The 14,626-nt window shown below is 43.6% G+C and carries 13 protein-coding genes; 10 read left to right on the top strand and 3 right to left on the bottom strand.

The window, feature by feature from the left end; translation table 11 throughout:
• Window positions 1–31: 31 nt before the first annotated feature.
• The 3 genes from ACP14V_RS14890 to ACP14V_RS14880 form a co-directional block, all read right to left on the bottom strand.
• Window positions 32–2,383: a TonB-dependent receptor gene (locus ACP14V_RS14890; protein WP_272608775.1), complete on the bottom strand. Its 2,352-nt coding sequence runs from the start codon at window positions 2,381–2,383 to the stop codon at window positions 32–34.
• A gap of 247 nt (window positions 2,384–2,630) precedes the next feature.
• The gene (locus tag ACP14V_RS14885) at window positions 2,631–2,936 is read right to left on the bottom strand and encodes a hypothetical protein (RefSeq protein ID WP_116217018.1); all 306 of its coding nucleotides are present in this window, start codon (window positions 2,934–2,936) and stop codon (window positions 2,631–2,633) included.
• A 98-nt stretch (window positions 2,937–3,034) separates the two neighbouring features.
• Complete coding sequence (locus tag ACP14V_RS14880; RefSeq protein ID WP_272608774.1) at window positions 3,035–3,943, bottom strand: NAD(P)/FAD-dependent oxidoreductase; 909 nt, start codon at window positions 3,941–3,943, stop codon at window positions 3,035–3,037.
• Window positions 3,944–4,021: 78 nt separating this feature from the next.
• Between ACP14V_RS14880 and ACP14V_RS14875 the strand changes: the two genes are divergently transcribed.
• From ACP14V_RS14875 to ACP14V_RS14830, 10 genes are all read left to right on the top strand, one after another.
• Window positions 4,022–4,396 (top strand): Fur family transcriptional regulator, encoded by a 375-nt coding sequence (locus ACP14V_RS14875; RefSeq protein WP_272608773.1) that lies wholly within the window; start codon window positions 4,022–4,024, stop codon window positions 4,394–4,396.
• 412 nt (window positions 4,397–4,808) lie between these two features.
• Window positions 4,809–8,912 carry a gliding motility-associated C-terminal domain-containing protein gene (locus ACP14V_RS14870; RefSeq protein ID WP_272608772.1) on the top strand — a complete coding sequence of 1,368 codons (4,104 nt, stop codon included), beginning with the start codon at window positions 4,809–4,811 and terminating at the stop codon, window positions 8,910–8,912.
• Between the two features lie 27 nt (window positions 8,913–8,939).
• A complete protein-coding gene (locus tag ACP14V_RS14865; protein ID WP_424987571.1) occupies window positions 8,940–9,878 on the top strand; it encodes a PorP/SprF family type IX secretion system membrane protein in 939 nt (312 codons plus the stop codon).
• Between the two features lie 164 nt (window positions 9,879–10,042).
• Window positions 10,043–10,582: an RNA polymerase sigma factor gene (locus tag ACP14V_RS14860; RefSeq protein ID WP_272608770.1), complete on the top strand. Its 540-nt coding sequence runs from the start codon at window positions 10,043–10,045 to the stop codon at window positions 10,580–10,582.
• A complete protein-coding gene (locus tag ACP14V_RS14855) occupies window positions 10,579–11,124 on the top strand; it encodes a hypothetical protein (RefSeq protein WP_272608769.1) in 546 nt (181 codons plus the stop codon). Before ACP14V_RS14860 ends, ACP14V_RS14855 begins: the two co-directional genes overlap by 4 nt.
• Complete coding sequence (locus ACP14V_RS14850) at window positions 11,105–12,193, top strand: hypothetical protein (protein WP_272608768.1); 1,089 nt, start codon at window positions 11,105–11,107, stop codon at window positions 12,191–12,193. Before ACP14V_RS14855 ends, ACP14V_RS14850 begins: the two co-directional genes overlap by 20 nt.
• A 76-nt stretch (window positions 12,194–12,269) precedes the next feature.
• Window positions 12,270–12,926 (top strand): hypothetical protein, encoded by a 657-nt coding sequence (locus ACP14V_RS14845; RefSeq protein WP_272608767.1) that lies wholly within the window; start codon window positions 12,270–12,272, stop codon window positions 12,924–12,926.
• Entirely contained in the window at window positions 12,916–13,098 is a 183-nt protein-coding gene (locus ACP14V_RS14840; RefSeq protein WP_272608766.1) for a hypothetical protein, read from the top strand. The genes ACP14V_RS14845 and ACP14V_RS14840 overlap by 11 nt, the downstream gene beginning before the upstream one ends.
• Before the next feature lie 38 nt (window positions 13,099–13,136).
• A complete protein-coding gene (locus tag ACP14V_RS14835) occupies window positions 13,137–13,970 on the top strand; it encodes a GIN domain-containing protein (RefSeq protein ID WP_272608765.1) in 834 nt (277 codons plus the stop codon).
• Window positions 13,971–14,023: 53 nt separating this feature from the next.
• Complete coding sequence (locus ACP14V_RS14830; RefSeq protein ID WP_272608764.1) at window positions 14,024–14,626, top strand: precorrin-2 dehydrogenase/sirohydrochlorin ferrochelatase family protein; 603 nt, start codon at window positions 14,024–14,026, stop codon at window positions 14,624–14,626.

The raw sequence follows: 14,626 nt of genomic DNA, 5'->3' as shown, positions 1-14,626 counted from the left end.
TGTTTTTGGTGTTATACTAATTTGATTTATGTTAAAATGGTATGGTGGCCGAAACCGATAGGTTCCTACCGGGTTCGGGTACATCAATAAGTCTGTAAAAACTGGTGTGGTCGTAATATTCCGTGTTGAACACATTGTTGAGTTTGATGCGCATTTGCACTGGTTTACCGTTTCCAAAGAGGGGTAGTTGGGTTATGGCGGCTAGGTTGAACGCTTGATACCCTTCCGTTCGCTCTTCGGGGGGCACAATTTCATTTTGGGCGGCCGTAGCCCTAAAATCTACCGTGATCAAGGGCTGTTGAAAAAACAGGACACCCTTGAATTGATAACTGACGGAAAACAGCCCGGACAGGGGAGGGGAAAAGGGTAATGTAAAATCCTTTTTCGGACCACTGGTCTGTTTGGCATACACATACTCCAGCGAGGCATCCACGTGCAGGGCACCGGTAAGGTCTATACCCATACTGGCTTCACCGCCAAACCGGAATACCTTACTTTGTGTATACTCATATATTTGAAGGGTTTCATAGTAGTTTGGGGTGGGATTCAGATAGATGAAGTTGTCAAAAAAGTTTATGAAAGGACTAATCCCCACACTGAACCATTTGTTGGAATAATCAATGGCCATATCCAATTGATAGGACTGCTCGGGATTTAGGTCAATATTGCCCCGCTCGTATCGGTACATGTGATAGTTGACCCCATCCGAAGCCAATTCATTAGCCAGCGGCATCCGGAAACTTTTCCCCAAATTAATTTTGTAGGTGGTGTTTTTACTGAGGTAACTCATGCCCACCGAACCACTAAAGTTTCCAAAGTTCAACGTCTTGTCCTGTGCGCGCTGCAGTTGAATATAGGAGGTTGTGCCATTTGGATTGTTGACGGTGGATGTAAACCAATCGTAATATGCCCTGGTTTCCACGAGGCCCACATCGTACCGCAGACCAGCTTGCAAATGGAAGTTTTCGTTGATCTTGTAATGGTCATAGGCAAAGACCCCTGCGGAATATCGGTCGTACTCCGGAATCAAGAAACCCCACCCCCCAATATTGTTGTTCTGTAGTTCGGCGTCCACTCCAAAAACCACATCATGCCTTGCATTGGGCCTAAAAGTGTCCTTGGCATTTATGGAAAAGGTGTTCTTGGTAAAAATTCTTTCCCTGCTGTTGGGTGGAGTGGGCATATAGCCATGGGGTACGGGTTCTGAGTGCTCTTCCCTTTGGTTGTTTTGGTAGCCCAAATCTAGGTGCAGGGTGTGTTTCCCTTTGTAGAGGGTGGTATTGTTGATAACCTTAAAATGGTTCACTTTGTGAAAAGGTAGGTCTACATCCCTGTTGGAACTATCATAATCAATGGTTGAGGTCCTGACCTCCAGACCGTGCGCGTTGGCAAAAAAGCCGTTCTTCGCATTGACGTTGCTGAAGAAGGTCTCGGATTTTATATCATCTTTTGCAAATCCAATACTGAAACTGGCATTGGCCTCCCTTCCTGCGGTATTTCTTAAATGGTTTTCATGGAGTTCAAAAATGTAGCTTTCGTACCGTATCCGATCGGTGGGCACTTTATAATCCCCATAATCCCTGTAAGTGAGTCTTGCTCGGTAGAACCAGTTCTGTTTTCTGGTTTGGATTCCTGCGGATACTCCCAATAGATTATTGTTGGTTTCTCCCAAGAGGTTTACTTCTCCCCCAAAAGAATTTGGTAAGGGAACGTTTGGGGGTTGAATATCCACAACACCGGCTATGGCATCGGAACCATAGAGCAATGAAGCCGGGCCTTTTATGATCTGGATGTTGTCTATGCCATATTGGTCTATTTCCAACCCATGGTCGTTGCCCCATTGCTGGGCTTCGTGCTTTATGCCATTTTGCACCACGCTCACCCTGTTGAACCCCAATCCCCTGATGGTGGGCTTGGATTGCCCCGAACCTATGGTCATGGTGCTGACCCCGGGAATTTTTCGCAAGGTCTGCATGAGGCTGTTCTCTCGGTTTTTATCCAAAAATTCTTTGTTCACGCCAACAGAAATGGTGGAAAGTTCTTGGGCTTTACGGTGTTCGGTCTTTCCATAAAGTTCCACTTCATCAAGGTTGGTGACAGATGCCACTAATTCAATGGTTACCCAGCCCATATTGGGATTGACCTCCAGGGTAAGCTGGTGGGAGGTGTACCCTATATGGGTTATTGTAAATTTTTGGAGGCCTTGGGGAACATTCTCAATACTGAATTCACCACCATCTGACGATACGGCAAATAGATTGTTGCCTATGATATTGGCCCCTATAATGGGATCTTGGGTTTTGGCATCTACAATAACCCCCTTTATGGTATGGAGTTCTTGTGCAGATGCCTGAAGGCATAGGCCGATATACAGCCATGCCATTAGCATTTTGTTGCTCATTGTGTGAGTACGATAAATTTGTTGGATATGCTCCTACAGGGTAAGGGGAGCTTAATGGCCGGACTCCATTACATCTTGCATAAGTGAAATAATTGTACAGATTGCCCCTAAGATGGCGATACATGTACCATACAATGGGTTACAAATAAAATCTCTGTTGAAATTGGAGAAATTATTGGGTTTGACCCAAAGGGTCACAGTACAATATTTAGCAAAAATGTAAGGGAAATTAGACTGTGGGAGGGGGGCGCGAAAAAGGAAGGTTTAGGCTTGTGTCGGATGGAATGTGTACATCATAATCTATGCCTATTTCCTTTTGAAGGACAAATTCAACGATTTTGGTCAGAGGTTCGTGTGAATCTGAAAGTACAGCAGGTACTTGATGGTCAGCTGCAATATTGTGGCATATGGCACAATGGTCCGGATAGTCCTTATCGTCATCATGCGAAAGCACGTGCAGTCCTGCCAGTTCCGTGGTAAGGAACAGTGCGAGGAAAAAGTACGCAATGCTATGTATGAGACGATTTTTTTTCATACCCTCACAAACTTATTAAAAAAGTTCTGTTATTGTTGTGTTGGCCATGTTAATATGGGATTTTTTGAAGTAATTGATACAAAACAGCACACTTTTGTTCAAAAATTTTCCTCGGTCAGTTCTTTGTTGACCACCGCCCCAGCAAAATTTCCCTGTTGTACGGCATTGGCCACCGAGCGCATAGGGCTTGTGTTGTCCCCACAAGCATATATGCCCTGAACGGTGGTTCGTTGTAGCCCATCAATTTTAAGATATCCTTGCTCGGTTAGCTCGCAACCCAATGTTTCAGGAATATTACAATGTTGTTCAAAAGGAATGGCGGCATAAAGAGCGTCGAAGAGAAGTTTCTTGCCATTTTTTAAGACAATGTGGGTAATGTTTCCATTTTTGTGTTCAATTTCTCTAATTGTGCCTTCTTCAACTTTAATATTGTGTTGTTGAAGTTTTTTTGCTTGATCAACGGTAAGCTGGTCTTCGCCATGTGGTAATAGGGTAAGGTCATCGGTCAGGTTGTTGACCAGACCTGCCAAGTGAAATGCCCTTTCCACATGGCCCCAAATACCAGTTTTTTTGCCTTTAAATTCATATCCATGGCAATAAGGACAATGGATGACTGTTTTTCCCCAACATTCAGAAAATCCTGGGATATTGGGAATGTTATCCTTTACTCCTGTGGCAAAAATCAACTTCTTGCCCTCAAACCTTTCACCGGATTGGGTGCTGATTTCAAAACCTTCGGCTGTTTTTTTTCCATCAATGGCAACATCCGTATGAAAATGAACGGTTTTGTATTGTGATACTTGTTTTTGGGCAATGGATGATATTTCCGAAGGGGTCTTTCCATCTTGGGTAAGGAAGTTATGGGAATGGGGCGTGGGTTTATTGCAGGGTTCGCCCGAATCTATCACCAAGACTTTTTTTAAAGATCTACCTAGGGCCATGGCTGCTGATAAACCAGCATAGCTGCCGCCGATTATGATCACATCAAAAACACTACTTTGTTCCATTTTATGGTTTTAAGAGGAATTGGGTTGCCAAAGTTAGAAACATTTTTTATTATTGCAACAAAGTCGCATTAATAAATTATGAAACGAAGAAGCACACCCACTAAAGAAGCGGTACTGGATTTGTTATCACGGAGAGGCAAGGCCATGAGCCAGGATGCCATTGAGCGGGAAATCGACATCGATATAAACCGTGCAACCATTTATCGTGTACTTAATAATTTTTGTGAGGATGGCATTGTGCACAGAATAGTTGCCGAGGACGGGAAACAGTATTTTGCTTTCTGTGTCAACTGTGGGGAAAACCAAGTGCCAACCCATCATTTTCATTTCAGATGTACCACTTGCCAAACTATTGAGTGCTTAAAGGAAGAGGTTCATTTTTCGTTGCCCATGGGTTATGAAGTAGAGAAGGTGAACTGTATTTTGACCGGAACTTGTATTGACTGCTCATAAAGTTGAGCAAAATGGTTGAGGTCTCAAGTGCATACGTTTTATAGTTGAGTTTTATTCCCGCTTTCCCAAAAAAGATGTGTCCGCCAGCATCATTTATCTCTAGGCAAATTCTTCATTTTTTCTAAATGTTCAATGTTATTACCAAGTTGTAGTATCAAGGTAAAGCAATGGAGAATATATCGTATTGATTATCAATACTTTAAAATCATTGTTAATCAAAGGTAATTAGTTTGACTCAAGAGCTCTCCTCATATATCCGATGTTTCACAACAAATGATCGGTGAAATACAACATAACTTCCGTTTTGTTAATGTTTGTTGATATGTTTGGGTAGGCTTAGTCTCCTAAGCTCAACCTCATTTCCTCAACTATGAACATATTTCAATACTGTTGGAACAAAAAAAACCAGTGCTTGGTTGTTTTGTTTATGTTCATCTCAATTCAGATGGGATATGGTCAGTTGTGCGTGGCAGATGCTGGACCAGATCAGACCGAAAATCAAACGACATCAGTTTTTTTAAATGCGGTATCCCCTGTTCTGGGTACGGGAACTTGGACACAATTGTCCGGCCCATCTTTGGTGAGTTTTGCCAATGATAATGATCCTGGCACACAAGTATTTGGTATGGTACCTGGGATTTACATTTTTGAATGGACCGTATCCGATATTACTTGTATAACGGTGTCAGATACTGTGGGAGTTACTTTTTTGGGTGTTGATCTTGAAGTGGAAACTTTGGCTAGTAATACTGTCCCCGATGTTGGGGATATAGTCAATTTTACAATCAATCTTAGCAATCTGGGAGATGTGGATGCCACAGGGGTTGCTGTTGAGAACCTAATACCTCCGGGATATGGCAATATTACCGCGATAAGCAATGGGGGAACCTTTTTTATTGGGCCGCAGGCCGTAGTGTGGTCAGGGCTTACTGTTCCACAGGGAACCAATACTTTGGCGCTTACATTCAATGCAACTGTACAAACTCCTACTGGAGTTTCAAACGAATTTGAACATATTGCACAGATTACTTTTTGTGATCAAATTGATTTGGACAGTACGCCAAACAATGATGATGGTGATCAGAGTGAGGACGATGAAGACGCCCTTACCGCATCGCCACAACAAGCGGATTTATCTTTGATAAAAACCGTTGTAGGCAATAATTTGGCACCGGGAGTTGGTGAGCAGATCAGTTTTGAAATAATCTTGACCAATGACGGTCCAGATGATGCTACCAATGTAACCGTGGTAGATCAACTTCTTTCTGGGTTTAATTTTGTGTCGTACACCGCCACGGCCGGAACCTATAGTTCGGCCACAGGATTTTGGCAGGTGGGCACTTTGGCCAATGGTGCATCGGAAACCTTGACGATTGATGTTACCGTTAACCCGAGTGGAAATTACACGAATACCTCGCAAGTCATTGCTTCGGATGGGTACGATTTGGATTCAACCCCTGCCAATGGGGTTTCTTCAGAAGATGACCAAGGCGATGTTTCTTTGACCCCTGTTGAAGTCATAGATCTTTCTTTAACCAAAACGATTAGCAAATCCCCTCCCTTGGTAAGTGACAATGTCATGTTTGTTTTGACCATTTCCAATGCGGGTCCAAACACGGCAACCTCGGTAGAGGTAACCGACCTTCTTCCGTCTGGATTTACTTATATTTCGGATAATGGGGGAGGTAGCTACAATGCTATTTCGGGTCTGTGGAATGTAGGTACTTTGGCCAATGGGGCTTCGGAAAGCCTAAACATTATGGCAAGCGTAAACCCCGCTGGAATATATACCAACATTGCAGAAGTTACCAACCATGATCAATTTGATGCTGATTCAACACCCAACAATAATGTTCCAGCGGAAGACGATCAAGACGAAGTTGTAGTCATCCCTGAACCTTTGGTAGACCTATCAATCACCAAGACGGCAGATAATCTGACCCCTAATGTGGGCGATCAAATTGTTTTTACGGTAACCGTGCGCAATGATGGTCCAAGTGATGCCACTAACGTTGTGGTCACCGACCTATTGGCTTCTGGGTATGGCTTGGTGAGTGCAGTACCTTCTTCGGGAAGTTATAATGCTGCGAACGGAGTCTGGAATGTTGGCAGTTTAAACAGTTCCAATACGGAAACCCTTACCATAACGGCCAATGTGCTTTCAAGTGGTGATTACAGCAATACCGCAGAACTTACAGGATTAACCGAGATGGATATAGACTCGGCCCCGGGAAACAACAATGGTGCTGAAGATGATCAGGTATCCATAACACCAACTCCTATCCCAATATCCGATTTGCTATTGCGCAAGTCGGTGGATAAGCTTAGTCCAGTGGTTGGTGAAGAGGTAATCTTCAACATCAATATCTCTAACTTGGGTCCAAGTGATGTAACCGGTGTAGAGATAATGGATGTGCTCCCTTCGGGTTATACTTATGTTTCCAACAGTAGAACTGCAGGAACCTATAATGCCACAACAGGAATTTGGGAATTGAACAATGTATTGCCAAATGGGGTCACCGAGACTTTGAATATTGTGGCAACGGTCAATGCTTCCGGCGATTATTTTAACGTGACCGAAGTATTTTCCTCCAACAATGTGGACCCCAATTCCATACCCAATAACGATAATGTTTTTGAAAATGACCAGGATAGTGCAGGGACCATCCCGATTCCTGCGGCAGATTTGGAGCTAAGCCTTACCGTGGACAATGAGTTTCCAGATGTATCCAGCATAATTACATTTACACTAACCCTATCCAATATTGGACCAAGTGACGCTTCCGGAATTGTGGTGGATGACCTGTTGCCATCTGGATACAACTATATTTCTGATGATTCCGGTGGTCTGTACGACCCATTTAGCGGCTTATGGTATTTGGGCAGCGTAGCGAGTGGAGCCAATACAACATTGAACATTTTGGCGGAAGTGAACCCTTCCGGAAATTATACCAATAGAGCGGAAGTAGTTGCAGCCATTCAGTTGGATACAGATTCCACTCCGGGTAACAATGTTGCTTCGGAAGATGACCAAGATGTGCAATCTACAACACCTAGGCATGTAACAGATATTTCAATAACAAACACAGCGGATGATTTGAGTCCGTCTGCTGGGGATGAAATTGTTTTTACCATTACAGTGAACAATGCAGGCCCCAATGATGCCACAGGTCTGGTGATTGAAGATCAATTGGCAACGGGCTATAGCTATATCAGTGCTGTGGCAACTTCGGGCACTTACGATAATATTGCTGGATCTTGGAGTTTACCAAACATATCCAGCGGTAGTTCTGAAATCTTGACCTTAACCGCTTTGGTATTGCCCAATGGGGATTATAGGAACACTGCGGAGTTGATCGCGCTGGAAACCTATGACCCTGATTCGACGCCCAACAACAACCTAAGCTCAGAAGATGACCAGGCCAGTGTAGTTCCTGTGCCTGATGGTTTGGCCGATTTGTCACTCGTCAAAATTGTGGACAACCCTACGCCTAATGTGGGTGATGTGGTTCGATTTACCATCAGCGTTACCAATAACGGCCCTACTGATGCTACAGGAGTAGTGGTATCAGAGCGTATGCCAATAGGCTATATATATCAATCCCATACGACCACAGCCGGGGTTTACAATCCAGATACGGGTTTATGGAACGTAAACCGAACTATTTTCAATCAAAACACAGAAACATTGGAAGTGTTGGCCAGGGTCAATGCCCCAACAGGAGAAGCAGATGAATATTTAAACGTGGCCGAGATCACAGCGAGCAACTTTGCCGATCCAGACAGCAATCACGCACAAGGAATTTTAGTGGATGATTTTTCGGATGGAGTTGAAGATGATGATGAAGCCAGTGCCTTTGTGGTGCCACAGACCACAGATTTGGCTTTGACAAAAGAAGTCGACAATACTTCGGTAAATGTTGGTGATGAGGTGGTTTTTACCATAACACTGACCAATTTGGGTACTGTGCCAGCCACTAACATTGGTGTGGAAGATCAGCTTCCGCAAGGATATAGATTGGTGACCAGTTCATCATCATTGGGTGTGTTTGATGAAACCTCAGGTTTTTGGGAGTTGGATGTTTTGGAAGTTGGCGAAACGGCCCAGCTTGAGCTCACGGTGGAAGTTTTGGATATTGAAGACTATCTAAACCAGGCAGCTTTGGCTTTTGTGGACCAAATTGATACCAATGGAGACAATGATACGGACGAAGCATTCGTAAGCCCTACCTGTTTGGTGGTCTACAACGAATTTTCACCCAATGGAGATGGGGTCAATGACTTTTTTAAAATTGATTGCATCTCCAGATATCCCCAAAACGAACTCCAAGTATACAACCGTTGGGGGAATATTGTCTATCAAAAACGAAACTACAATAATGATTGGGACGGTACACCCAATGGAAGGGCCATTGTACAAAAAGAAGACCAGTTACCCGTTGGAACCTACTATTATATTTTGGATTTGGGTGATGGCTCCGAGCCGCGAACAGATTGGTTATATCTAAATCGATAGGAAATGGGGTGGAGCTTGATTAAACATATGCAGCAATTGAAAAAACGACTTGGACTTGTGGGTTTACTAGTGGTTATTCTTGGATGCTTTTCAGTATCCGGACAACAGGATCCCCAGTTTACCCAGTACATGTATAACACCATGAGTGTGAATCCTGCCTATGCCGGGTCACAAGGGTACCTTACGGCCTTGTTGTTGCACCGTTCCCAATGGGTAGGCATCAACGGGACGCCAAATACGCAGGTCTTGGCGGTGGATACGCCTTTGGAAAATAAATTGGGTGTGGGCGGTATTTTGGCCCACGATGCACTTGGGCCTTCTTCAGAGATTTTTGTGGATGGCAATGTGTCTTATACCATTCAATTGGACAGCACCAATCGAAAATTGTCCTTTGGACTAAAGGTTGGCGGACGACTTTTTGATGTGGATTTCTCCAAAGGATTGACCGAGAATCCCGATGTGGCCTTTCAAAACAATATCAAAAGCAAATTTTTCCCGACCATTGGGGCGGGACTATATTATCAGACCAAGGATAGTTATTTAGGTTTTGCCGTGCCCAATTTCTTTTCGCAAAAGCATTATGATGGGGAAGAACAGGAAATTGCAGCCGAGCGACTCCATTACTATTTTATTGGAGGAAAGATGTTCGATGTGACCCCCGAAGTGGTGCTTCGACCATCCTTTTTTATTAAGTGGGTCCCGGGGGCACCGATCATTTTGGATGTTTCGGCCAATGCCATCATCAGGGAAACTTTCACCTTTGGTGCTGCCTATAGATGGGACGATTCCTTTTCTGCCTTATTGGGGCTTCAAATTACCTCTAATCTTAATGCAGGCTATGCTTACGATCTAACATCTTCCAATTTGGGGGGATATACAGGAGGAAGCCACGAATTGTTCCTACGATACCAATTTAAAGAACTGAAAAAGACGGACGGGTCCCAAGGACGCGTTTCCACACAATAAACCAAACATAGAACCTAACCTCATGCAGCATGCCTTCAATTTACGTTGAAGGCTTTTTTTTTCGAAAAAAAATAAAAACGTGCAACCATTTCATTTTTGATTTGTCATTGGGATAGAATGAAATAGAATTATTTTTAGCGTCATTGAATAATCGTCCAGGATTTTTGGAAGCAAACGTACGTCTTACGCACCAAGCTTTGGTGGAGCAGAGCAAACAAGGAAACCAGAACGCACAATACCAGTTGTATGGATTGTATGTGGATGCCATGTTCAATGTTGCCATGCGGTTACTGACCATTCGGGAAGATGCCGAGGATGTCTTGCAGGAAAGCTTTGTGGAGGCGTTTAAAAAATTGGACACGTTTCGGTTTGAAAGCACTTTCGGAGCATGGCTCAAACGAATTGTGATCAATAGGAGCATCAATCACCTAAAGGCAAAACGGTTGCTGTTCGCTTCCATGGAAAATGAAGGGGAGCCTGTAGAAGAAGACGAAAAAATAGAGGATGATGATTTTGAAATGGAAAAGATAAAAACCGGTCTGGCCCAATTGCCAGAGGGATACCGACAAATCATCACCTTGTATCTGATTGAAGGGTATGACCATGTTGAGATTGGAGAAATTTTGCAGATTACCACCTCTACATCAAAGTCGCAATACCACCGTGCTAAAAAGAAACTAATTCAAATTGTAAAGGAGTTATGATGGACAATTTTGAAAAACGTATTAAGGAAAATAAAGAGGCTTTTGATGTTCACAAGGTGGACAGGGACAAGCTTTGGAAAGGCATTGCCTCCCAATTGGAAGAGAAAGCAGAACCCAAGGTCATCCCACTTTGGAAATCGAGAGGGTTTAAGGTGGCGGCTTCCATTGTGTTGCTGGTGGGACTTTCGCTCACGGCATTTGTAACGATGAATGCCCCAAGTCAAAATATAGAGGGATATGCCAGTGAGGAACTTTTGGAAATAGACATGCATTATCAGCATCTAGTCCATCAACAGGTATTGTTGATACAGGAAAACCCAAAACTTTCTGCTATGGACAAAGAAGAGTTTTTATCCTTCATGGATGAGCTGGACGAGGAATATATGCAACTAAAATTGGAAATGCGGGACAATCTGGACAATGAACGGGTACTCGAAGCTATTGTGAACAACTATAAAAAGCGTATTGAGTTGATAGAGAATTTGTTGAAACAGATTAACGCTTCAAAAAAAGAAATGGATTATGAGGGATATACACTATAAAACCATGATTACGGCACTGCTGGTGTCTTTCTGGACCATTGCCACCCTCGCACAAAGCGAACACAGCAAGCAATGGAACAAGACCTATGACCTATCCCCTACGGGCAAGGTGCATATTGAAAATAAGTATGGGAATGTGGTCATTAACGGATGGGGCAGGGACCAAGTCAAGGTGTCCGTTTCCATTCAAGTGAACCACAGGAAGGATGAGAGCGCGGAAAAACTACTGGAACGGATTCAGCCCAAAGCAATCCAAGCTGGAAATTTCATCCAATTCATTTCTGAAATAAAGGATCGTGATGCCAATCTTTTTGCCAAATATTTTAGCAAGGCCAATCCGTTCGATTTTGATAAATCCAATGTGCAGATAGATTATGAAGTATTCTTGCCCATCAACGCGGAGCTCAATATCAACAATAAGTTTGGAGACATCATCATAGATGCATGGGAAGGGGATTTGGAAACAGATCTCCAGCATGGGGATATTTGGATCAATAGCGATATATCAACGGCCAAGGCGGATATACGCTTCGGGAAGTTCAATGCCCGTAACATGGGGTACGGAAATGTTAAAATGGATAATGGTTCCATTGACATTGAACATGCCCAAAAGCTGAAAATTTTGAGTAGTGGTAGCGATATAGCATTAGATCAAGTAGCTGATTTGGAACTCTACTCCAGTAAGGATGAGGTGGAACTGGCAAAGGTGGGAAGTCTTCGGGGAGATTTTAAATTTTCAAATGTTGAGATTGCCGATGTAACAAATGGAATGTTCTTAACACTAAGGATTGCGGATGTGGACATCAAAAAAGTGTCTAAGCCCGATGCGGACATCAATATTGTACAGGAATCCTCCGAGATCAATATGAACGTTTCAGGAATGGTCTTTGACTTTGGCGCGACCTTGGAGCAAGGCCTGCTGCGGGTGCCCAAGACCTTTACAAACATTAAGACCAATGTGACCAATGAAGGAAGCAAGATCCGCGATATCACGGCAAGCTATGGCAACGGGACCAAGGGAAAATTCACCATCAATGGAATCAAAGGAGTAATCGTCCTTACCGATTGATGCAACATAAAAGTTGCTGAGGATGCAACCCTTTAAAAATTTGAATGTCTTTAAAACGAAAACCAAAAAACGAAACATGATACGACTGAAACCAATACTTCCCATCCTTCTTTTCGGATGTATGGCCATGGGGCAAGCCCAAGAGGAAGTAGACTACATTGAATTCAACGACCGCAAGAATGTGGTGCACGGGGTGTACCTGGGTCTTACCACATATTATGGGGAGATCAAGGGAAAATCCACCTATTTGGGCGGTCTTAAAGTGGCCTATGTGGCCAATCGGCAGTTTGAAGTGGGGTTTGCAGGGGTCTTCTTGTACTCCGAGCAGGACAATCCCAGAACCATAAATGAAGATTTGATCGGAGCGTACGGCGGAATTCACTTGGAGCCTATACTTTTTAGCAAGTCGGTGGTGAACCTTTCCTTTCCCTTACTTATCGGTGCCGGGGGTGTTGGTTATCTTGGGAACGATTTTGACGACCGTATTGGCGATATTGACGAAGATGATATTGATGCCATTTTTGTAGCCGAACCGGGAGTGAGCCTTTTGTTCAATATTTCCAGATACCTGCAATTGGAAGCGGGGGTAAAATATCGTTTTTCCAGCAAGTTGGAACTCGATGCTAGTCCCCTTCGTAACATCAATGGGTTTTCCGGGGGAATAGGACTCAAAGTGGGTGTTTTCAATATGGGACGTAATCGGTACAAAAAACACCTGCGAAATGGCCAGTAAATCAAAAAACAACAGACAATCATTGCGTAAGGTAGTAGTGGCCAGACACGTGTTCACACAAAATGGAACCGTGTTCTTGAGAAGCGCCCAAAACCTTGAAATGAACGAGTGGTCCGCCATAAACTTTTATTGGATGCCCGTACTGAAATTGGAACGGGAACTCGGCTCATAACAGTTTTTTTAATCAAATCACATCAAAAAATGAATGGTATGAAATCAATTCAAAGGATTACTATTGCCCTATTTTTGGGCCTTACAGTAACATCTTGTGTCCAGGAAAGTATATGGGTTTCGGAGGAAGTATCCACCAGAGACTATGACTTTGACAACATAAGGGCACTACAAGTATCATCGGATTTCAGGGCCTACGTTACTTTTTCCGATACAGAGGAAAAGGTTTCCATCAAAGCCAATGATAATCTGTTCAGAAGGATAGATGCCTATATGGAAGGGAGTAAACTGGTGGTTAAACTGGAGAACAATGTTCGGGTTAGGGGGAAGGAGACCATGGAACTCTATGTGACCACCAAGAACATTTCCAAGTTCAAGGCGTCGGCCGATGCGGCCATCTTTATGGAAAGTCCCATAAATACCAATACGGTTTCCATTGAGCTGAGTTCGGATGCGTATTTTGAAGGGGATATCACGGCAGATGACTTGGAACTCCATATGGCTTCGGACAGTGAGGCCGAAATGTATCTGGATGTGCAGGATGCGTATTTGGACCTTTCATCCAGTTCTAGGCTGCAAGGGGAATCCAAGATAAAAGATGCCAAGATAAGACTTGCCTCGGATGCAGAAGTGGATATGGTAGGAACCATTGAGAGCCTGGATGCCATTATGTCGTCGGATAGCGAGCTGAAGGATTATGGACTTGAAGTACAGGATTTGCAGATAGATCTAACATCGGACAGTGATGCCTTCTTAACGGTTACCGGTACCATTGATGTTATGGCCAACTCTGATAGTCGATTGTATTACAAGGGCGATGCGGAGATTATCCGGCAAGTGTTGTCCAGTGATGGAAAAGTCATCAAGAAATAGCCCTATCTTTATATCCTTGGTTTCCCTTGAAGGGATTTTTTTAAGGATATGTGATGGAACAGAACGAGCTATACCCCATTTTTTTAAAGGCCTCCCACTTGAATATACTCATTGTGGGAGGGGGCAATGTGGGTTTGGAAAAATTGACTTTCCTATTAAAGTCCAGCCCCAATGCCAATGTACAGATGGTGGCTCCGGAATTTTTACCCGAAACCTTGGAGTTGGCCAATAGGCATAAGGTAGAGATTACCATGGCAGTCTATGATCAGAGCTTTTTGGATGGCAAGCATATGGTGGTGGCCTGTACAGACAAAGTGGGGGTGAATGAGCAAGTGTATCATGACTGTCGGGAGCGAAGCATTTTGGTGAATGTGGCCGATAATCCACCTTATTGTGATTTTTATATGGGAGGTATCGTTACCAAGGGAAATGTAAAAGTGGCCATTTCCACCAATGGAAAATCACCGACCACAGCCAAGCGGTTGCGTCAATTTTTTGAAGATGTAATTCCGGATAACATAGACGACTTGGTCAAGAACCTTAATGAATACCGTAAGACCTTAAAGGGCAATTTTGAGGAAAAAGTGGAGACCCTGAACGAGTTTACCAAGGGATTGTTGGATGGCGAGCCCAACAAAGGACAAACTAAAAAATAG

It is taken from the genome of Flagellimonas alvinocaridis (genome assembly GCF_965248585.1).
Lineage (GTDB): Bacteria > Bacteroidota > Bacteroidia > Flavobacteriales > Flavobacteriaceae > Flagellimonas > Flagellimonas alvinocaridis.
Note: the sequence above shows the minus strand (reverse complement) of the source record. Positions and strands in the feature narration are given on the sequence as shown.